Source organism: Cohnella fermenti (assembly GCF_004801405.1).
Lineage (GTDB): Bacteria > Bacillota > Bacilli > Paenibacillales > Paenibacillaceae > Cohnella > Cohnella fermenti.
Map to the genome: position 1 here is coordinate 1 of NZ_SSOB01000005.1, position 21,237 is coordinate 21,237.

The following is a 21,237-nucleotide window of genomic DNA, read 5'->3' on the forward strand; positions in this document are numbered from 1 at the left end:
CGGAGGCCCTCGAGCCATTTATGCCGTGGTCCGAGCAGCTTCCGGCAGAATGCCGGATGCCCCAATCCAAGTAAAAGCTTAGTCGAATCTCGCTCCCATCGCCAGGTGGGGGCTATTTGACGCTTACGGCGTTGTCGGCCAACCACCGCTTTCTTCTTCAACAGTCTTGGGATCATTTGTGTTACCTGGAACAATCCCTCGCCCAGTTTGATGCTGAAATTGATAGCCACTTGGAACCCTATAGGCTTGAAGTGGAGCTCATTCGATCGATTCCAGGCATAGATAGGACTGCTGCTGCCTCCATCTTGTCCGAGATTGGAGCAGATATGCTTCGGTTTCACTCGGAGAGGCACTTGGCTTCTTGGGCTGGGCTTTCACCTGGAAATAACGAGAGCGCCGGAAAGAAGAAATCTTCCCGCACCTCAAGTGGAAACCCTCACATTAAATCGGTGTTAGTCGAGTGCGCCTGGGCTGCATCTCGAACCAAACGAACCTATTTAGCCGCAAAGTTCTGGAAACTTGCTGCAAGGCGAGGGAAGAAGAAAGCGCTCATCGCGCTCGCTCATAAAATGCTGATTATTGTGTATCACCTGCTACATAGACAACAACCTTATCTTGATTTGGGCGAGGATTACCTGGACACTTTAGGTCGAGATTCAAAAGCAAAACGCTTGCTGCGACAGCTCAAATCGTTGGGATACGATGTGCCCAGCGAATCTCATCCGAACGAAGCTTCCTAATTGCAAATAACATATGGCTTGATTCAAGGAGCGGAATCGCACAGAATAGCCGCACCGGGCATCCTATTGCCATTTTCCCGCTCCTTCGTTCAATGATCGACATCGTGCATGACTTTGGGGTAGATCGAAGAAGTTCCTTTTTCGTAAAAAAAAAAGCAGGAGCTGCCTCTCGGTCGTGAATACCCGGGGACAGCTCCTTCTTCCAATCCATTCTTCGTTCAGTCGCTTATGTCGCGGCCTCGACCACTTTGGTCGTGATGTTCACGACCTTGTAGAGCAGCTTCGCCATATCGTAGTATTGCTTGAAGTCCGGAATAAAGCTCGCGGCGGCCTTCAAGGCCATGGACTTGATGATCGTGATGCCGATGACCTCCCGGTACACATCCCACATGGTCTCGAGAATGTCGCCTACGTTAAATCCGGCGTACACGAGAATCTTGACGGCGGTCATCAGATCCGTCACGTGTTCCGTGTTCAACAACTGCTCGGCGGCGTTCGTCAAGCTGACATTCGCGTATCTCAGCGTGGAAGCCATGACGATCATCGCGATGTCGTCGTTATTCAGCAGCTTGCGGCTGACCGAATCCAGCGCGTCGTAGTACGCTTGTCTCTCCTTCGTCGAGATCTCCCGGAGAATCAAATACGCGTCATCCAGACGATTGCCGTTGGCGTACTGGATGGCTCCCACTAGTTCCACCAGAGAGAGCAACCCCCCGTCGAGCAGTTCCTTCGCAATTCCCTTGATCGTCCAATCGGCGATCTCGTCCAAGTAATAGATGATCCACAGCTTGGAGCAGTTCGCGGCCAGCAAGGCGTCCGCCACTTCGCGAATGGATGTGAACCCGCCGTCGTACAGCACTTTGGCCATCCGGTAGTAGCCCAAATTCATAGGAAGCATCAGCACCGACAGTTCCTTCGCCGTGTAGCCGGCCTCTCTTAAGACCGCGATCGTATCCCCCGAGTTGACACCCGTCAGGGATAAATACCTGAAGTAGTCGGAGATCGGGTAGCCGTTCGCAACGAGATTGCGCACCATGTCGGTATAAGGCAGATCGGAAGCGTAATTCATCGCCTCGCGGGCGGTTAAGCCCAGCTTCTTGAACTTGGGAGCGAGCGAAGAAGGCTTCTCGCCGATCGCGTCTACCCCGCCCAGAATATCCGCTACGGACCAGTACCCGTAATCCTTCATCGCGAGAGCGATCTCTTCCGTCGTCGCACTCGGGTTCGCCGCACGCACGATGTAGAACGCCTTATAGGCCAGCATAGTCCACTTGCTAAGAACCGTCACGATATCCTTCGTCGAAGTTACGCCCAACTGGGCCAACTGAGTCCCCTGCTCCAGCTCGGTTCCTTCGTTGAGGCGCCCCGTATTGTAATAGAGATAGCGCACTTTCAAAATGGTGTCCGTATCGTAACCGAGCTGCAGCAGCAGATCGACCAGATAACCCGCCGGATTCAATTCCAGCAATCCCCGCTGATTCAGCTCCACCGCGATATCGTAGGCGGTCTTGCCATTGTCCTTCATCCGCTTCAGGTAGGCGAACAGCGGATCTTCGCCGAACACTTCGGCGACGACGGCGCGAACGCGCTCCGGGGACATGTAAGCCGGCGAGATCGCGTCGATGACCCCCAGCGCATCCAGCCCGAACATGACCTTCAAGGCCAGAACGATCTGCTTATCTCCGAAAATCCCGCTCATCTCGTTAACGACGGTACTTGGCGTAGACGAGTTGCCTGTGATCACTTTGGTGACGTAACCGATGCTGCTGTCGCTGTAGAAGGCTTTGACGATGGCGAGACCGAGTTCGCTTCCCGGATAAACCGGGGCAAGAATCTCCATCGTCTCGTCCGAGTCGAGTCCGTAAGCGTCCTTCATATACTGAACGACGTCCAGAACCGGAACCTCCTGTCCCTTGAGGAACGTTATCGCTTCCTCCCGGGACTTGATGCCGTACAGCTCCAGAACCTGCTGCAGCGTGCCGGACGACATGCTGACCGAATCATAAATCTGCGAGACCGTCGTCTCGATGGCGGACGATGAGTACAGGCCCAGCGAAGCCAGAATCGTCTTCGTCTCCGCGAACGTCTTGCCGTAGCTCCGCTTCATCGTCTCGGCGATATACGACATCCGGTACCCGCTTCCACTGAGCAGCAGAGCGGCCGTATCGGCAGAATCGAATACTCCGGAGCGCTTGAAGACGTCGAGCATCGCTTCGTCGTAGCTCGAGCCGTAAACTCCGTTCATGCTGTACAAGACGGCCAGCCGGTCAAGCGACGAATTGGCCAGCAGCATTCCGGCCGCTTCGACGGACGACTTGCCGTGGAATTCCTTCAAGAACCGGGCGATCTCCGGAACGGAATACCCCGCATTCCACAGATAGTCGATCGCCGCGTTCCCGTCGGTAATTCCCGCTTCCTCCAGCGCCTCAATCGGCGTCATGGATTCGGAGGTGCCCCCCGATGCTTCTCCGTATACATTCCGTACCGTCCATTCGATAATGGCGCCGTCCTCGAAGCCGAGGGCGGAGAGCGCATCGATCGTCGCCTGCATGGAATTGCCGTAGTACGTCCGCGATATGTCGGCCACATCCTGCAGCGAATACCCCATCGACCGAAGGAGCTGCGCCGCGTCGCCGATCGAAGCGATCCCGCTCTCGTCCAGCACGTCCTGGACGCTCTGGGCAATCGGCTTGCCATAATACTCGGCAACGGTTGCCACGACATTCCCCGTTGCGAATTGCTTCGACTCCAGCAAGGCGAACGTCGTTTGCCCTGCGGTCAGCTTGTAGTAGTCCTTGCCTGCGAGAACGATGTCGGACAGCTCGTATTGGAGCCTCCGCATCTCGACAATGCCGTCCGAGAAGCTCGGCTTGCCCATGGCGGCCAGCGCGTCGAGCATCGTCTGCGTCATCGTCTGATTGTACACATCCGTCACGGCCAGATTGATCTCGTCTCCGTTATAGAACCCGTCCAGAGCGGCATAGGTCTCTCCCGCGCTTAACTGATAGTACTCTTGGCCGACTCTGGCGATGTCGGACAAGCCGTACCCCTTCCGGCCCAGGAACGTAACCGCGCTCGCGAGCGTATCGTAGCCGTTAGCCGCCAGAGAATCCACGATACTCGACCGTTGAGAAGTGCCGTATACGTCCGCGACGGCGCCGACAACATTCGTCTGCGGATAAAGTGCAGAATCCATCAGCGCCTTCAATGCTTCACCGGACGAGATCCCGTAGCCGATCTTCGCGACCTTGACGCTGGTCGCCAGATTGAACGTAACCTGATAGACGAACGGGATCGCTCCGGCATAGGTGTTTGTCCCCGACGAGACAAGCAAGTCATGGATGACCTTCTCCACAGGGAGCTCGTAAGCGGCCGCGATCGCCGTCACAAGCACGCTTTTGGTGCCTCCCATGTTCCGCTGATTAAACGCCGCCCCCGTCTGTCCGGCCGTCCAGCCGAACCGATCCTTGAACAGAACGGCCAGCTCCTGGATGCCGAAGCCTTCGTAGCGCAAGTAATCGAGTGCGCTCTCCGCGGTCGTAATTCCGGCCGCTTCCAGCGATTCGGCCATCGTTGCCGAGAGATCCTGCCCGTACAGGCTGGCCAGAACGGACACGATCGCTTTCTTGTCGTTCGGGTATTTCTCCACGAGCAGCGCCGATGCCTCTCCGGCCGTCAAGCCGTAGTAATCCTTCAGGCTGCCCGCGATGTCTCCCATCTTGTACCCGGCATACGACAGGAAGTCGATCCCGCTCTGCGGCGTAGTCAGAGAAGCCGACTTCAGAAGCTGGCCGATCGTGACTTGTTGCTGGGAGAAAAGCGACTGCAGCACGCGAATCGTGTCCTTAAGCTGTACGACACCATAATAGCGATAAGCGATCGTTATCATGGCTTCCAGAATATCCTCCTGCGAGAAGCCGGCGTTCAGCAGAATCGGGCCGATCGTTCCGGCGTCCCGATAGCTCGGATAACGGGCGAGAATCGAGTTCATGACAGACGTCGCCGTCCCTCCTTGCGAACGGAGAGTCTGAACCCATAGCGCAATCGGGTCTCCGCCGTACGCCCACGAGATCGCGCGGCCGATGTCCTCGTCATCCTCGTTCGTATTCGCGACCAACGTCGCGATTGCCTCCGCGGAATCGAGAGCGTATATCTCCCGCAGGACAAGAGCCCGGTCCTTAAGCGGATACGGTTCAAGACGAGCGGTCGTCTCCGCGGCCGTGGCGGACTTGCTCTTCAGATAAGCGGCGACATCGCTTGCGGCGATGCCATTGTTGTGGAAGGCGTCGATCCAGCGGCTCAAGCCCAAGCGATCGAATTCGGCCGCCACATCCTCGAAGGCATATCCCGAATTTTTGAGAGATGCCAGGACGTACGGTGCGGCGGTGTTCCTGTCGCGTCCGTTCCTAGTGTCCTGCAGCTCAAAGTTCGCCAAGACTACATCGGAGAGGCTGTACGCGCTGGACACGCTCATCGCCGTGGTAAGATCCTGAATCGTCACTCCCGAGAACAAGTACGGCGCCTCGCGAACGACGGTTAGTGCCGAGCAAGGACAGCCGAACTTCTCGAAGCCGTTCGACCCTTCCAACTCGACGAATTCCTTCAGCGTCAATCCGAGCTGGCTCTTGATCGCCGCGGCAATCTCAAGCTTGGCCCAATAATTGCCGGCCGCGCGGGCAAGACCGACGGCGCTCAGATCCACATTCTCGTCCCCGGCGAACACCGTCTTTATCGCCGAGATAGCTTCCAGCGCCGTTGCCGGGCGGCTGTAATCTCTCAATATGACCAGCAGCGCGTCCTCCAACCCGAACGAGGTTCCGCTCTGAGCCAATGCGTCGTATACGCTCTTCAAAGCATCGGCGGTCGTTACTCCCGCTTCCTTGAACTGCCGGTACGCTTCGTAACGGCTAACCCCGTTCTTCAGGAAGATGTACATCACCTTCGCAGGCTCGTAGCCTCCCGCCAGGATAACCTTATAAATCCCCTTCTGCGAGCTATAGCTCTCGCTTGCGATGATGGCGCTCGCCGCCTCTGCGACGTCCGCGTCGAACTCCTCGCGCAACAACACGGCGCGCTGCTCGAACGTATATCCGTTCGCGGCGAATTCCGGAAGAATAGCGGCCAGAGAAGTGCCGGAGATCACCCAGATGTCCTTGACGAGTTGGGCAATGGCCGTATCCGAATCCCCTTCGCCCTTCATCGCGGCAATGATGACCCGCGCGCCGTCTGCGGCCAGGCGAACGGCTTCGCCGACCTCCCGCGCGGAGAAGTCTCTGTCCAGAAGCCCCGAAGCGATCGCTTCGCGCGGATATTCGCTGCGCAGAATCGCATAGGAATCGGCGCCGGAGAAGCCCGCTCCGAGGTATACGTCCAAGGCATCGTCCACGCTGTCATAGCTGTACAATTGCGCCAGAGCGGCACCGATCGCCGAGGCGTCGAATCCGGCTCCGGACAGGAGCGATGCATTCGTCACCGCATCGATGCCATAGAGCGATTGCACGGCTGCGGCGATATCGCCGACAGGCAGCCCGCCGCCAGCCAGCGCCTGAACAACATCCGGAATGTCGAGGCCATACGCGGCTCGAATGCCGACTGCGAGCTCGTTCGCACCGTAGCTGCCAATCCGCGCCAGCGAAGCCGAACTCCCGCTTGTCTCGTCGAAGCTGTTCCGAAGCACCCGCACGATATCCGTCGCAGAGGCTCCGGCCTGATACAGCACAATGGCCGCGCTCCGGCTTGAGAAGCCCATTTTCCGAAGGACAGCACCATACTCCACATACGTATAGCCCGCTTCGATCAACTGTTTGACGACCGTATAGGCCTGATCGTCGAGATGCTTGCTGCCGTAGGCCTCGAAGATCGTCTGCGGATCGGCATTGAGCGCATAGAGCAGCTTGGCGATCTCGACGCCTTCCAATCTGTATTCCAGAATAACCGTCCGGAAGAGGAGGGCATTCCTGAATCCGCCTTCCTGAAGCTTGCGTGCGGTCTCGATCGCCGTCAACCCGTACTGCCCGTGAAGCACTTGCGCCGGGTAGGCGGCCGGATTCTCGATATCGTCCCGGTACACATAGCTCTGGATCATGCCCATCAGCGTCGAGACATTCGTTACGGCAACCTCTTCGAACGGCGCCATGAACGTCTTGTTGACGGCGTTCACCCTGTTCACGCTGCTGGAGGCGACCGATACGGTCGAATTCTCGTCGATGACCTTGCCGCTCCAGGTCAGCACGATCTGCCTCTTGTCGGTTCCGAGCCTGGACAAGACGTCGCTCTGCCACTGGGAGTTGATCTTGACGGAGAACACCGCTCGCTCTTCCGTCCAGTTAAGCTGCTTATCGAAGGTAAGCGTAATGCTCTTGCCGTCGGCGCCCGTTACCGCCGTTGCCACCTGCGGAGGCGCGCTCACATTATTAACCGGAATATCGGAGCCGAGATCGTAACCGCTCTTGCCAAGCTTCAGCGTGAAGTCCTTATTGTAGGACACCGCCGCTTCGATAACATACGTCAAGCCGTTATCGTTCGTTGTGAGCCTGCCGACGTAATCGCTGCCGGTTGCGGCATCGATCAGCTTCACGTTCAAGTCGGTCACCGGCATCGACAAGCTGACCGTCAATCCGCCTTCGTGGATGGAGGCCACCTTGGCGCTGACCAGATAAGGAACGTAGACGCTCTTCGCCGTTCCGAAGTCGTAAGTGTACTTGTCAATTCGCAGCGAATACGTCGCTCCTTGCGCCAGCGCCGCTTGAACGGCGAAGGCTCCGGCCGTCTCCCCGGCAACGACCGAGCTCACGCGAACCGTGTCTCCGGCCGAAGTCAGCAGCTCGATGTCGGCCGGCAGAAGCTCAACGTCCGAGCGGCTCAGCAGGATCTTGATGCCGCTGTCGGAGACGCCGGTCACCGTGCTGCTCGCGGAGATTGGCATGACCAGCTCGATCGGACCTTCAACCGCCCGGCTCGTTCCTTCGATGGACAGCCAATACACGATGCCGGATTCCAGATAAGCTTGCGAGAACCTCGCCGTGAACTCCTGGTTGTTGCTCTGGCGAGAGAGCGATCCGACAGGAATGACCGTGCCGTCGTCGCTTACCACCTTGATAGAGCTTGGTTCCAGATCGGGCAACGGTTCGCTGAAGCGGATGCCGATTCGGTCCGAAGCGAGGTTCGTCAGCTCCAGCTCCACCATCATCTGGGCCTCGAACGACAGAGATGAACCGAATTCGACCTTGGACGAGGCGAGCGACAGCGTGTAGCTTCCGCCGCCGAGCAACGTCACGTCCGCCCGGTAGCTCAGCCCGGCATTCGCCGTCGTCAACGAATCGATCGCGATCGGATTGCCGAGGCTGTCCTTAAGCGAGAGATTGGCTGCCGTCAAGCTCTTGACCGCATGATCGAGACTCAGCGTGAAGCCGGTCTGCGTCGCGTTCTGAACCGCAGCCGCTGCCGGTTCTTTGACATAGAAGGACAATCCGGTGCCGAAGTCGTAGCCGTCGGCGGTTACGCTCAGGCTGTACGTATGATCGTAGGGCAGCTCCGCCTCCAGAATATACCCCAACCCGCCGTTAATGGGCGAAGCCGAATCGACAGCAATGCTCTGCCCCTCTTCGTCCGTCAGCGCAAAGTCGGCGGCGGTCAACGGGATCGCCCAATTGCCGAAGTTTACCGTAAGGCCGACGGGCGACACCCCTTCAAAGGTAAAGCCGACGGGAATCGGCACCTTGACGGTCGCAGGAGAGTCGAACTCGTAGCCCGCCGCCGTCACGGTTAAGGAATACGTCGCGCCGGCCGCCAGCTCGGCGCTTATCCGGTACGCCTTGCCATCGCTCAATTCCTCCACTGCTTGAATCGGGACAGGCTGGTAGGAAGCGTCCCTGAGCGCAAAGCTGCTTGCAGCAAGACCCTCGACCCCGGGATTCAGCAGCACCGTTAGCCCGGTCTCGTCGATCGCCGCCGCCTCGCTCGTTACCGCTCTTGCCAGCTGAGCCGCAAGCCCCTCGCTGCCGAAGTCGTATCCCGTATGCTGAGGTGCGACCGTGTACGTCTCTCCTCCAACGAACGGGCCGGACAGACGATACGATTGACCGCCGTCGAACGATTCCGCGGACGTCAGGGCGAGCGAATGGCCATCCTCATCCTTGACGATAAAGTCGGCGGCGTTAAGCCCCAAGACAGTCGGATTAAAGCCGATGTCGACGTAGTTGGCTCCCGTTCTCAGCACCGCCGGGCTCACAATAATCGGGACAAGAATCGGCAAGGCGTCGCCGAAGTCGTACCCGTTCTTGGACGGAAGCACCGTTACCGTCTCCGCGCCCCAGAAGCTCGATTCAATCCGGTAGGTGTAGCCGTTATCCTCGGTCGTCGCGTCAAGCACCGGCAGCGGCGCGCGCTGTCCGTACCTCATGATCGTGAAGTCGCTCGGCTTAAGGCCCGGCACGGCTTGGTCGAAGCTTAAGGTGAACGCGTTGTTGTTGCCGCTCTCCATCCCCTCGAACGTCGTTTGGACGCTGCGCACGGCAAGCGGGATGTCGCCGCCGAAGTCGTACCCGAACTTGTCGAACGCAAGCGTGTAGTTCTTGTCCGCTTCCAGCGTCGCCTCCACGGCGAAGCTGAGCCCGCCGTCCGAAGAGTAGAAGGAACGAATCCCGACCTCTTGCCCGTCCTCGTCGATCAAGCGAACATCATTGTCGTACAAGTAAACCGGCGTGTTGAAAATCAAGCGGAATCCCTTCAGCGTCAACCTGTCGACCGACGCCCCGTTCGTGTTTAGCGAAATCGACGTGTTGGACGAGAATTGGAATGCATACGGTCCTTTGTCCGCAATGGCTACCTGGTATTTCTTGCCGCTGACAAGCGGTACCTTCGCGTAGTAAGTCCATCCGGAATCCGACGTCTGAATGTCCGTAACCGTCGCCGTTCCTCCCTGATCGTCCGTAACCGTGAAGTCCGACGGTTCCAGTCCTTCCACGCCGGGCCACAGCAGCAGCTTGAAGCCGGTCTGGGAGCCGAAGGCGAAGGCGGCCACTTCGATCTTGAACCCGACGGTCAGCGGCGCGAACGTATAGTCGGGATGAGTCACCTTAAGCGTGTACTTCTGATTGATGTCGAAGGCGCCCGTCAGAACATAGAAGCTCGCAGCGCTATCGTTCTGAGTAACCGTGACGGCAACCTTCTGCCCCTTGGCGTTGTACAGCGCGAATTGATCCTCCGTCAGGCCCGTAACTCCGGCATCGACGATAATCTGCGTCGCCGTCGTGCTGTACAGCTTAAGCGTCTTGCCCGCCGGCACCTTGAACGGCACCGGAGCGGCCAGCTTGTATTCCTCTCTTGCCAGATCCAACATATATACGTAGCCCGGATATACCGAATTGAAGGCGATCTGGTAGGTAAGCCCGCCATCCGTCGATTGGAGCGAGTAAGAATCGGTTGACAGCCGATTCCCATCCTGCGTCAGAACGAGCTGCAGCGGCTGCAGCTCCGGCACCTTGGAGCTGAACGTCACCTTCATGCCCGCCTGCGAGATCTCGCCAAGAGCCGCGGTCACAAGCTTGGATACGACGAACGGAACAGGCTCGACGCTCAGCTTCAGATCGTTCGGCTTGTATTGGAGCGTATACTTCTTGCCTGCCGTCAGAGCGGCGGCAATCGTATAGGAAGCTCCTCCATCATCCGTCGCGGCCGAGGACACGACGAAGGATTCGCCGGTCGAGCTCTTGATGACGAAGTTCGCCTTGGTCAGCCCCGTCACCGGAACGTCGAAGCGGACCTTCAGCCCGGACGTATTCGCTTCTGCGACTTCAACAATGCCCGGAATCGTGAAGCTCACCGGCTCCATGGCATACAGCTCGTGATCGAGCTTGATCGTATAGACGACTCCCGGCTTCAAGCCGTTGTTCGGCACCCGAATCTCGTAGCTGACGCCTTGATCCGAAGTCTCGAAGTAATTCGGCATGTAGACGAGCCCGTCCGCATCCGTAATGGACAGCCCCAAGTAATTCTGAAGCTCGGGGAAAGCCTTGTCGAACGTCAAGATCAGCTTCCCGGCGTTCGTCACGTCCGTGACGGTCCCCTTGATGACAGGCTTCACATGCACCGCAAGCGGCGAATCGAAGACGATGTAATCCTTCTGAAGCTTGACCGTGTAAGTCGCGCCCGTGGTCAACGCGACGCTGACGCGGTAGGACAACCCGCTGTCGCTGGTCGTCAGCTTCACCCCGCCGAGCTTGTTGTTCTGCTCGTCCCGGATGTCGAGATTGGCCGGAAGCAAGCCGGGCACGGCGTTCTCGAACGTCAGCGTGAAGCCCGCCGCCGAGATGCCCGATACCGCAGTCGCCCCGGCATCCGTCACGTCGCCGACCGCGAACGCGACTCCGTCTTCCGGCAGATGACCGGGCAACGTCAGTCTGTAGTTGCCGGCCGGCAAGCTCGCGGCAAGCCGATAGGTGCTCCCTTGATCGTCCGTAACCGCCGAAGCGATGCTCACCTGTTCGCCCGTATCGGCATTCGTCAGGCCGAAGCTCGTCTCGTCCAGATTGTCGACCGCATAATTCAGCTTGGCCGTCAGCCCCTTGTTCGTGACTTGATCGACGGACAGGGTCGCGATCAGCGGAACGCTGACGTAGAAGCCGTTCGAGTCGAGATTGGCATCGACATTCAGGAAGTACCCCCCCGGCGCCAACCGGGCATTAATCCGATAAGTCCCGCCTACTCCGTCGACGTTATCGACCGACTGGATCGCAACCGACTCGCCGGAAGTGTTCGTCAGATGGAAGCCGTACTGCGTATTGATCAGAACGGAAGGTACAAGCGCCAGCGTGAAGCCGTTGTAGGATACCTCCCCGATATCGCTCTGGCTGTAGACGTGAATCAGCTTCGGAGCGCCGAAGTCGTAGCCGTCGACATGCACGGATACCCAATAATCGTTGCCGCCCGAGCCGTTGAAGGAGACGATGTACAGATGGTAGCTGCCGTCGTAATACGCATCGACGATCCCGACGTCGTTGCCCGACGCATCCTTGGCGGTGAAGTTCTCCTTGGTCAGATCCGCCACATAAGGATTCAATCCGGCCATGAATTGTGTCGGAACATGCCCGGCGTTCCACAGATTAAGCGTCGGGTTGACGAGTGTCGCCGGCTCTCCGAAGTCATAGCCGTCTGCCGCGATGCCCAGCTTAAACGGTGTGCCGCCCGAGTTCAGCCCCGATGTCGCCAGAATATACGTGCTTCCTCCGTCGGCCGACTGAGCCGAATCGAGAGCAAGCTGACTGCCGGAGGAATTCGTCAATTGGAAGGCGGACTCGGTTAGCCCCGGCACCGACTTCTCGAAGTGAACGGCAAGCCCCGTGTAGGAGCCGGAATAGCCCTCGAACGTCGTATATTTGCCGACAGCGACGGCCTCGGGAACCTCGATCTCCCCTTCCGAATGCTTCGCATCGTCCGTCTCGAACCGATAGGCGTAGCTCCCCGTCGCGTTCAAGTCGGCCGTGACGACAACGGACTTGGCGTCCGCCGCGAGCTGGAAGCTCTGAATGTCGACGGCTTGGCCGTTCGGGTCCGTCAGCGCGAATTGCGCGGACGTCAAGCCGTATACGGCACTTGCGAACGTCAGCTTAAACGCGCCGCGAGTGGCCCAGTCGACCGTCGCCGGCACCTCGACGACCTGTACCCGAACCGAAGCCGGTTCGCTGAAGACGTAGCCTTCCTTGTTCAAGGATAAGGAGTATTCCTTGTTCTTGGCGAGCGCGGCCCACACCTCGTATTGGTTGGTGCCCCGGACGGCGCTCAGCATGTCGATGCTGATCTCCTGCCCGTCCTCGCTCTGCAGATCGAAGTTGAGCGCATCCAGGTCGGCGACCGTCTTGTCCATCGCGAGCAGGAACCCGTTGACCGACACATTGCTGGCGGTCGGAGTAACGACGATCGCCTGCTCGGCCGGAAGCGAGAAGCTCGGCGATGCCCCGAAGCTGTAGCCGGTCTTCGCAATCTCAAGCGTGTAGACGATTCCCGCCTCCAATGCTGCAGCGAGAACGTAAGAGGAGCCCTCTGCCGCTTCCGACGTTCCTGCAACCGCAACGGTCGCCCCGCTGTCGTCCGTTAACCTGAAGTTGTCGGCGGTCAAGCCGGCGACGGGCGAACTGAGCAAGACCGTAAAGCCGTTCGCTCCGACCCCGTAAACCGTCGAAGTCACCGAGACGATCTCCGGATCGGTGACCGGAACGAACACGGTCAACGGACTTCCGAAGCCGTAGCCGCTGCTTGCGATCGCGAGGGAGTACGTCGCTCCTTCCTCAAGGGCGGCCGCGACGGAGTAGGTCGCTCCGTTGTCGGCGGATACGGCCTCCGCCGCCTCGATCGCTTCCGCGGAGCCGAGCTTGGACAGCGAGAAATTCGCCGCCGTCAGCCCCGCGACCGCGGGACTGAGCGTCACGAGGAAGCCTGTGGAACCGATGTCCCTTGCGCTCGCCGTTACCGCAACCTCTTGAGGCGGAGCTGCCGGAACGCTGAAGGCGACGGCGCCGCCGAAGTTATAGCCGGACAGCGTCAGGCGGACCGTATACGCTTCTCCTTCCCGAAGCGTCGCGACGACCCGGTACGTGCTGCCGCTGGTCAGCGTTGCGGCCGAAGCGATCGCGACGGCTTGGCCGGAGGAATCGGCAAGCGTTATCGCAGACGCGGTCAGTCCCGGAACCGCCGGGCTCAGCGTCAGGCGGAATCCGCTGAGACTCGCCTCGCCGGCCTCGACGCCGACATCGGTCGTCTGCGGCGTATCGCCCCCGCCGGTTCCACCCGTTCCGCCGCCTCCTGTTCCGCCGGTGCCGCCACCGCTTGATCCTCCTCCGTCAGCCCCGCCGCTCCCGCTTGACCCGCCGGCCGTCCCTGCGGAAGCTCCCGCCCGGTCCGTCGTCTCCACGGCGCCGGGCTTCGTCTCGAATTCGATGTTCGGCGCGTCCAGCAGCGCCTTCGCAATCTCGCCGGCCCCGCTCACGCTGGCCGTGCCGTGAAGCTCCATGCTCGCCACCTTCACGCCTTCGTTCAGCGCAATGGCCGAGCCGCCGACGCCTTCCGCGACGATCAGCCTCTCGATCGACCCCGTGCCGACGGTGAGCTTGACGTCGCTCGACACCGTAACGCTGGCGAACTTGCCGGACAGGACAACTTCTCCCGCGGCGGTAATCTCGATGCCTTCGATCGCTCCCGCAGCGGCGCCGTCGGCTTCGATGCTCGCGTCCGTCTTCACGTCCATCTGCTCGATAACCGTCGTGCCTCCGACGACGATCCGAATCCTTCCGTCCTTCTTCTCGATCACAACCGTTCCCAGGTCGGAATCGTCGATATGGACGCTGTTCTCGCCGCCGCCTTGAATGGAGGTGCTCCCGTTCACGGTTACATGATCGAGGAACACGTCGCCTTCCCCGACCGCCTCGCCGATCGTCAGATTCCCCTTGACAACAACGTGGCGAAGCGTCACTCCAGGCACATCGACGACGAGATCGCCCGCGACCGCGAACGTCCCCGTCTCCGGTCCGTACGTTCCCGGCTCCGTCAAGACGAGAGCGGACAGCTTGGCTCCGCCCCCCGACGCCTCCGCGGCCGAGCCTTTAACAATACGGTCCAGCAGCACAACCGCTTCCGCGCGGGTAAGCTTCTGCCCCGGGCGCACCGTCCGGTCCGCGAAGCCCTTCACATACCCGGACCCGATCAGAGCCCCGAGAGAAGCGCGACCGTACGCCGGAACGCTGTCCCGGTCCGTGAACGCATCGAGCGAATTCGCCCCGTCCCGCTCAAGCACAGGCACGAGCTTCGCGAGCATAACCGCCGCTTCCACGCGCGATAGAGCCTGATTCGGCTTGAAGGTGCCGTCCGGGAAGCCGCTGACGTATCCGGCGCCGACGGCGGCCTTCACCTCGGACGCGAACCAGGCGCCGCCCGGCACATCCGCGAAGTCGACCGCGGCCGTCCCCTTGTAGGCGAACAGCCGATTCGCCAGCGCGACGAATTCGATCCGCGTAATCGTCTGATCGGGCCGGAGGCTCCCGTCCGCGAAGCCGTTGATAAGCCCGAGGCTCTGCCACCGGGCCATCGTCTCTTCTGCCCAATGGCCGGCAATATCGCTCGCTGCCAAGTTGCTGCCGGACAACGTCGCGCCGGACGCCGCCGCACCTCCCCTGGGCCCGATGCCCGGCTGAACGAGCCCGAGCAGCAAGCTGACGACGAGCAGACAGACGAGCGCCCCCCGTTTCTTGACACCGGCGAACCCGGTTTTTCCGCTGCGCATATGTCCATTCCCCTTCCCTTAACCCTGCCTCGAATACGCCCTCCGGACGAATCGACCGAAGCGGACACCATTCGAGCATCCAAGCTCAAGTGTAGAGGAACGCAATAAAAGAATAATAAAAAAATCGGACAAGAATAGACAAAAACCGCCTAGCAGCAAGGCTGGACGGCATTCCGCGAGCTTCGAAAAAAATTTATTCGGCACTGTCTTGCATGGTCTAGTACGGTTGCCATCCCGTCCAGCGCCTCCCTCTTCCCCCTGCGCCCTATTCCCTCTGGCGGCATTAGGTCTCTTCTCCCTTTCGTTCAGGATAGGGATGTCCAAGGAGAATGAGCTAACCCGAAAGCAAAGGGCATGAACGTCAAGCGGAGGCTCCTGATTCAAGGGGAGAAGAGGCATAAGGGTTTAGAAAGGGAATCGAGCCCTCGTAACTCCCATAATGTGGAAATTTCCTTGCTATCATGCCCTTTATTCGCCGCCAATCTGCAGTCCGCTGAGAAGGGAATCGTACAGCAGCAGCAGGTCCTTGGACGGCTTGATGCCGAGCTCTCGGGCCAGCAGCTTCACGTAGTCGGTGTACTGAGCCGTCAAGCCCTTCCGGTCGCGACCGAGCGCATGCTTCTTCATGATCAGCCCGACCGTCGCTTCGTCCAGCGGGTTGCGGGCGTGCAGCTTGTGCAGCAGCTTCGAGGCGGCGGGCAGATCCGGCAGGGCAAGAAGCACCTCCGCCGCCTCCCGGACGAAAGCCTCGTAGCGGGCAGCCAGCCTCTCGGTCTCGTGAATCGCCCACACGTAGGCTTTGCTCCCGAACAGCTCTCCCGTGTACAGCCGCTCCGCGTTCAACGCTTCGGCCACATTGCCGGCGTGCAGCTTGCCGAGGCTCTCCGTCCGGCGCTCGAACTGCTCGTAATCGATCGAAGCCCCTTCCAGCTCCAGCACGTAGCCGTCGTTCTCCGAATGGATCGCTTCGCGCAGGCCGATCGGCTCCAGCGACTTGCGCAGTTGATAGACGGTCGTGTTCAGGTACTTCTCCGCACTCGGAGCGGCCATCTCGGCGAAGATCTCTTCCAGCAGCCGCCGTCTGGACATCCGCCTGCCCCGGTTCAGCAGCAGGCAGGCGAACAGCTCGGCGCTCTTGCTGGAGATCCACTTGACTCGTCCCCGATCGCTCCATACCGAGAAGTCGCCCAGCGTCGCGACGCTTACGCCGCCCGAGCCGGACGGCGAGACGCCCGCATGCATCGCGGCCTGCTGCGCCTTGCGGCTCTCCAGCGCCCGATTGACCGTCCGCTCGAGGCGTTCCTGCGTAACCGGCTTGATCAAATAATCGAGCGCGGACAGCTCGAACGCATCGACCGCGTAGTCTTTGTGGGACGTAACGAACACGATCTGCGTTCTTGCCCCTTCGAGCTCCAGCCGCGCCGCGAACTCGAGCCCGCTGCCGCCCGGCATCGAGATGTCGACGAACGCCAGCTCGATGTCATCGCTCTCCTTCAGGAACGCCGCCGCCGAGCCCGAATCCGAGAACGTTCCGGCCACCTCGATCTCGGGATGCTTCTCGAGCATCTTCCGCATAATCAGGTGCATCACAGGTTCATCGTCAACCAGCATGACTCTCATTCCGTCAACGCCTCCATTCTGTCGCGGTATGCCGCCTCTTCGCCGCCGGCGGAGCCCGTCAAGGTGAAGTAGAACGTCGTGCCGAGCCCGGCTTCGCTCTCGAACCACAGCCTGCCGCCGTGCATACGCAGGAATTCCCGGGTCAGAACAAGGCCGAAGCGCATCTCCCCCGCCTCTTCCCCGCTGGCGAAGCCCGGCTCCTTGAAGTACATCTCGTCGTGGCGGAGCAGCTTCGCCGTCGCCTCGTCGATGCCGCTGCCGTTGTCGCGGATGAAGACCGTCACGAGGCTGCCGTCGACGAACGCGCCCGCTTCGACCTTCCCCCCGATGCCGGTGTGCTTGATCGCGTTGGCGAGCAGATTGCGGAAGATCAGATCCAGCATCTCCTTGTCGGCCTGCACCGCGATGCTCTCGTCGATCCTCTCCGTCAGCGCGATGCTCTTCATTCCGGCTCTCGTTCCGGAGAGCGATATGGCTTGCCGAACCACCTGCTGCAGGTTCCAGGGGAGCGGCCGGAAGGCGATCTGCCCGTTCTGGCTGCGGTACCAGTCCAAGAGATTGTCAACGAGGTGGTAGGTTCCCTTTACCTGCCGCTTGATCTCCGGCAGCACCTCGTTCTTCGTCGAATCCGTCTCCGCGGCATCCGTCTCCAGCAGCTCGGTCAAGCTGACGAGAAGCGCGATCGGATCGCGAATGTCGTGCGCCATAACCGTGAACAGCTTGTCCTTGAACGCGTTAAGCTGCGTAAGCTGCCGCGACTTCTCCCGAAGACGTTCCTCGTTCTCCTTCAGTTCCGTTACTTCGCTTAAGAGCAGCATTTTCCCAATGGGGGTTGGCCCGGCGTCGTAGATGTGCGTCAGACTGCACAGGTAATGCCGGACCCGATCGCCTAGCGCCCGCTCGAGGGGGAATCGGGCATCGCGGAACTCCCCTTCCTTCAGCCTCGCGAGCAGCTCGGGGCTTGAGCGCAGCGCCTCATCGGCGGATACGGACGGCCCGTTCGGCCGCGGGAGCTCGGGATACGCTTCGATCGCCGCCCCGTTGCAGCTGACAATCTGATTCTCGTAATCGAGCAGAATGGCGCCGTCCCGGATCGTGTCGAACATCTTCGCATAAGCGAGAGGCGTCAGCCGCAGCAGCCGGAAGCGGAAGATGCCCCATGCGTAGACGAGCCCCGACAAGGCGAACCCGAACGGGGTGAAGTCGACCTCCTTGTTGACCATATACGCCATATTGAACAGCATCGGACCGGCCGCGCCGAAGATAAGAACGCCGATCTGCTTGCGCACGATCGGAACGGCTCGAAGGTACATCGGAAGGAAGAGGAGGATGCCCAGCAGCAGAATCGTATAGTTGTACACGGCGTGAACCACGTACCAGGGACCCTTGATCGTGTTGTACAGCGGAATCGATCCGGGCGCGTTCGGGATAAACCCCTTGTAGAGGAGGTGATGCCAATCGTTCGTGAGCTGAAGCACGAAGGTCGCCGCGGGGATCAGGAACAGCATGGCCCCGATGCGTGTCCGATAGGAAGCCGCAGAGCCGGTGAATTGGAAAACAAGCAGCAGCCAGAACGCGGAAACGAAGGGGATGCCCAAGTATTCGAGCTGATAGCTCAGCTTCACGCCGGCCAGATCGTCGCTCAGCAACTCGAACGAGTAGCCGAGAGCGTAGCAGGATGCCGTCAGCATCATCGCAATCATCGTGCGGGCCATCGGGTGCTGGCGCTTCACGTAGGAGAGCGCCGCCACGAACAGCATAAGCGCCGTCGCCACGCATAGCAGAATCGACATCCATTGCCTCGTGTCCATCGGTCTCCCCCCCTTGTCTTCGAGTGTATATCCGATTCCGCTCTGGAGCAAGCTAACGATTGGCAAACATGTCCAATCGCGAAGGAGCGTCGCTATGCCCAACGATCTTACGACCCGTCCCGCCGGCGCCGAGCATGCCGATCTGGCCGTGTCCCGGCGATTAAGCGACAATATCACGATCATGAACCGCCTCTTCGCGGAATGCGGGGATCTGAAGGTGTATTCGTGGAATTACGGAGCCGGGCTTGGCAGCAAGGCGTGCTCCGTGTTCCTCGATACGCTCGTGAACCATCGGCGGCATAACGACTTCAAGGAAGCGCTGCAGAACTTGACGACGGACCGGATCGGACCGACGACCTCCGTTACCCTCGCCGAGCTTATCGCCTTCTTCGAGCATCGCGGAACCGCCGAACCGGCCGTCGAGCTGCTTGGCGACTTCTCCCGCGTCGTCGCCAGCGTCCTGGACGGTTATGTGGTCGTCTTCGTCGACGGCTGGAACCGGGCGCTCGGCTCCCTGGCTCTCGACATCGCCAAGCGGCCAGTGTCCGAGCCGATTACGGAGCCTACCGTGCAAGGACCGCACGCCAGCACGATCGAGGATCTCGACAGCAACATCGGAGTCATCCGCAATCTGCTGAAGACGAATCGGCTGAAGTTCCGCTTCTTCGAATCCGGGGGAACGGTCCGGCGGCGGATCGTCTACGGTTATCTGGACAACGCCGTCAAGCCCGCCACGCTCGAACGGTTCCGCAGCCGTATTGACGGGATTGCGGCGGAAGACATTCTCGACGTCTCTTACCTGGAGAGCTGGCTCGTCGAGTCCCGCTGGTCCCCCTTCCCGCAGGTGCGCTATACCGAACGGCCCGACACGGCCGTCGCGGCCCTCCTGGAAGGGAAGATCATCGCGCTGGCGAACGGAAGCCCGTCCGTCCTGATCTGTCCGGTCAGCTTCATGGAGTTCTTCGTCACGAGCGAAGATTACTATTACGGAATCGTCTATTCGACGCTGATCCGGTTCCTGCGCATGAGCGCCTTCATCATCGCGCTGCTTCTCCCGAGCACGTATATCGCGCTGTCGACCTTCCATTCCGAGCTCATTCCGACCGTCCTGCTCTTGGCCATTCTGAACACGAGAGAAGGCATTCCGTTCCCGGCGATGGTCGAAGCGCTGCTCATGGAGTTTTTCTTCGAGCTGCTGCGGGAAGCCGGCATACGCCTGCCGCGGCCGATCGGCTCCGCGGTCAGCATCGTCGGAGCGCTCGTCATCGGCCAAGCGGCCATTCAGTCGCAGATCGCCTCCCCCGTGATGGTCATCGTCGTCGCGCTGACCGGCATCGCCTCCTTCGCGCTGCCGCAATACAACATGGCTATCGCCCTCCGCATTCTGCGGTTCCCGCTGATGTTCCTCGCCGCTTCGTTCGGGGGGCTCGGCATTATGGTCGGCTTCATTCTGATCTATCTTCATTTAACCTGCCTGCACTCCCTCGGCGAACCTTATCTGTCGCCGCTCGCTCCGCTCGAGGTGCGCAAGCTGAGGAACTCGTTCTTCGTGCCGTCCCGGCGCAAGGCACTATCCGGCTTCCGGAGGCGGTCTGCGGACCGGCCGCCGTCATGAGGCTCAAGCGGGGGGCCGCCCTGGCTGTCGTCCTGGCTTGCGCGCTTGGTCTCTCCGGATGCTGGGACAACAAGGAGATGGACGAATACGGTTACGTCCAAGGCGTCGCGGTCGATGCGGCCGAAGACGGGACGTTCGCTCTCGAGGTGTTGTTCTACAACCCGACCAACTCCATGTCGCCGAACGGCTCGGCCAAGTCCCCGGAGAAGCGGGGATTAACGATCAAGACCGACGGCGCTTCGATGTTCCAAGCCATCCGCGAGATCCCGATGAAGCTCGGCCGCAAGGCCAAGTGGGATCACATGCGCGTCATTCTGCTCGGGGAGGACCTGATCAAGTCCCACAATGCCGGGGAAGTGCTGGACTTCTTCTCCCGAGACCACGAGCCTCGCGGCACCATTCTTCCCATGATCGCAGAGAACAAGGCGGGCCCGTTCCTGAACATCAAGCCCTTCATCGAGGAGACGATCGGCCAGCAATTCAAGCGAATGGAGACCGAAGGGGCCCATTATTCGGCCAAGACGTCGGGAATCCCGCTGTTCGACCTGGCGATTCATCTCAAGAGTCCGGCGCGGATCGCCGTCGTTCCTTACCTTCATCGCGACGGCTCGAGCGACAGGGCCATCGTCTCCGGGCTTGCCATTCTGCGCAAGGGCAGGTTCGCCGGCAAGCTCGACGGCACGGACGCTTCGTCGTTCATGATGCTGGACAACCGATACCGCTCCGGCATTCTGGAAGTCCGTTGCGCGGGCGAGAAGAGTGCCCGTATTGAAGCGATGGAGTCGCTGGAGGTGTTGTCCTTCTCCAACAAGACGAAGGTGTCCATCGATGACGACGGCCGCGTCCATGTCGGCGTTCGGATTCGGATCAAGGGCACGGTAGGAGAGCTTCAATGCACGAAGCTCCACTCCCCGAAGGATACGAAGCGCTTCGAGGAGCGGATCAGCGAGCAGGTGGAGAGCCAGCTTCGGCATACCGTGTCGATTCTTCAGCAGAACGGCACGGATGCGATCGGCATCGGCAACCGGATTGCCCGGAGACACCCGAAGCTGTGGAGAATCTGGGAGTCGTCTTGGAGCGAACGGTTCGCGGAATGCCGGTTCGACTTCCAGATCAAGACGGAGGTCGTCGGCTCCGGAATGGACATCGGAACTCCGTTCAGCCAAGAGGAGGATTAAG

6 protein-coding genes are annotated in these 21,237 nt (G+C 60.1%); 3 read left to right on the forward strand and 3 right to left on the reverse strand.

All coding sequences use genetic code 11. The annotated features are described in order from the left end of the window. The first annotated feature begins 116 nt into the window (after window positions 1-116). Window positions 117-740 carry an IS110 family RNA-guided transposase gene (locus E6C55_RS05050; RefSeq protein WP_168735466.1) on the forward strand — a complete coding sequence of 208 codons (624 nt, stop codon included), beginning with the start codon at window positions 117-119 and terminating at the stop codon, window positions 738-740. 226 nt (window positions 741-966) lie between these two features. Here the strand turns inward: E6C55_RS05050 and E6C55_RS05055 are convergent, their stop codons facing one another. From E6C55_RS05055 to E6C55_RS05065, 3 genes are all read right to left on the reverse strand, one after another. Next, the gene (locus tag E6C55_RS05055) at window positions 967-15,012 is read right to left on the reverse strand and encodes an S-layer homology domain-containing protein (RefSeq protein ID WP_136368705.1); all 14,046 of its coding nucleotides are present in this window, start codon (window positions 15,010-15,012) and stop codon (window positions 967-969) included. Between the two features lie 468 nt (window positions 15,013-15,480). After that, window positions 15,481-16,632 carry a response regulator gene (locus E6C55_RS05060; protein WP_136368706.1) on the reverse strand — a complete coding sequence of 384 codons (1,152 nt, stop codon included), beginning with the start codon at window positions 16,630-16,632 and terminating at the stop codon, window positions 15,481-15,483. Further along, a complete protein-coding gene (locus E6C55_RS05065) occupies window positions 16,629-18,443 on the reverse strand; it encodes a sensor histidine kinase (protein WP_168735467.1) in 1,815 nt (604 codons plus the stop codon). The genes E6C55_RS05060 and E6C55_RS05065 overlap by 4 nt, the downstream gene beginning before the upstream one ends. Window positions 18,444-18,537: 94 nt before the next feature. Between E6C55_RS05065 and E6C55_RS05070 the strand changes: the two genes are divergently transcribed. Both E6C55_RS05070 and E6C55_RS05075 read left to right on the forward strand, forming a co-directional pair. Next, window positions 18,538-20,058, forward strand: a complete 1,521-nt coding sequence (locus E6C55_RS05070; protein WP_136368708.1) for a spore germination protein — start codon at window positions 18,538-18,540, stop codon at window positions 20,056-20,058. Then, window positions 20,055-21,236 carry a Ger(x)C family spore germination protein gene (locus tag E6C55_RS05075; protein ID WP_136368709.1) on the forward strand — a complete coding sequence of 394 codons (1,182 nt, stop codon included), beginning with the start codon at window positions 20,055-20,057 and terminating at the stop codon, window positions 21,234-21,236. The genes E6C55_RS05070 and E6C55_RS05075 overlap by 4 nt, the downstream gene beginning before the upstream one ends. Window position 21,237: the final 1 nt, after the last annotated feature.

Excerpts from the sequence above, each read along its gene's own strand:
- E6C55_RS05055 (WP_136368705.1), bottom strand. The coding sequence starts at position 15,012 with ATGCGCAGCGGAAAAACCGGGTTCGCCGGTGTCAAGAAACGGGGGGCG.
- E6C55_RS05060 (WP_136368706.1), bottom strand. The coding sequence starts at position 16,632 with ATGAGAGTCATGCTGGTTGACGATGAACCTGTGATGCACCTGATTATG.
- E6C55_RS05065 (WP_168735467.1), bottom strand. The coding sequence starts at position 18,443 with ATGGACACGAGGCAATGGATGTCGATTCTGCTATGCGTGGCGACGGCG.
- E6C55_RS05070 (WP_136368708.1), top strand. The coding sequence starts at position 18,538 with ATGCCCAACGATCTTACGACCCGTCCCGCCGGCGCCGAGCATGCCGAT.
- E6C55_RS05075 (WP_136368709.1), top strand. The coding sequence starts at position 20,055 with ATGAGGCTCAAGCGGGGGGCCGCCCTGGCTGTCGTCCTGGCTTGCGCG.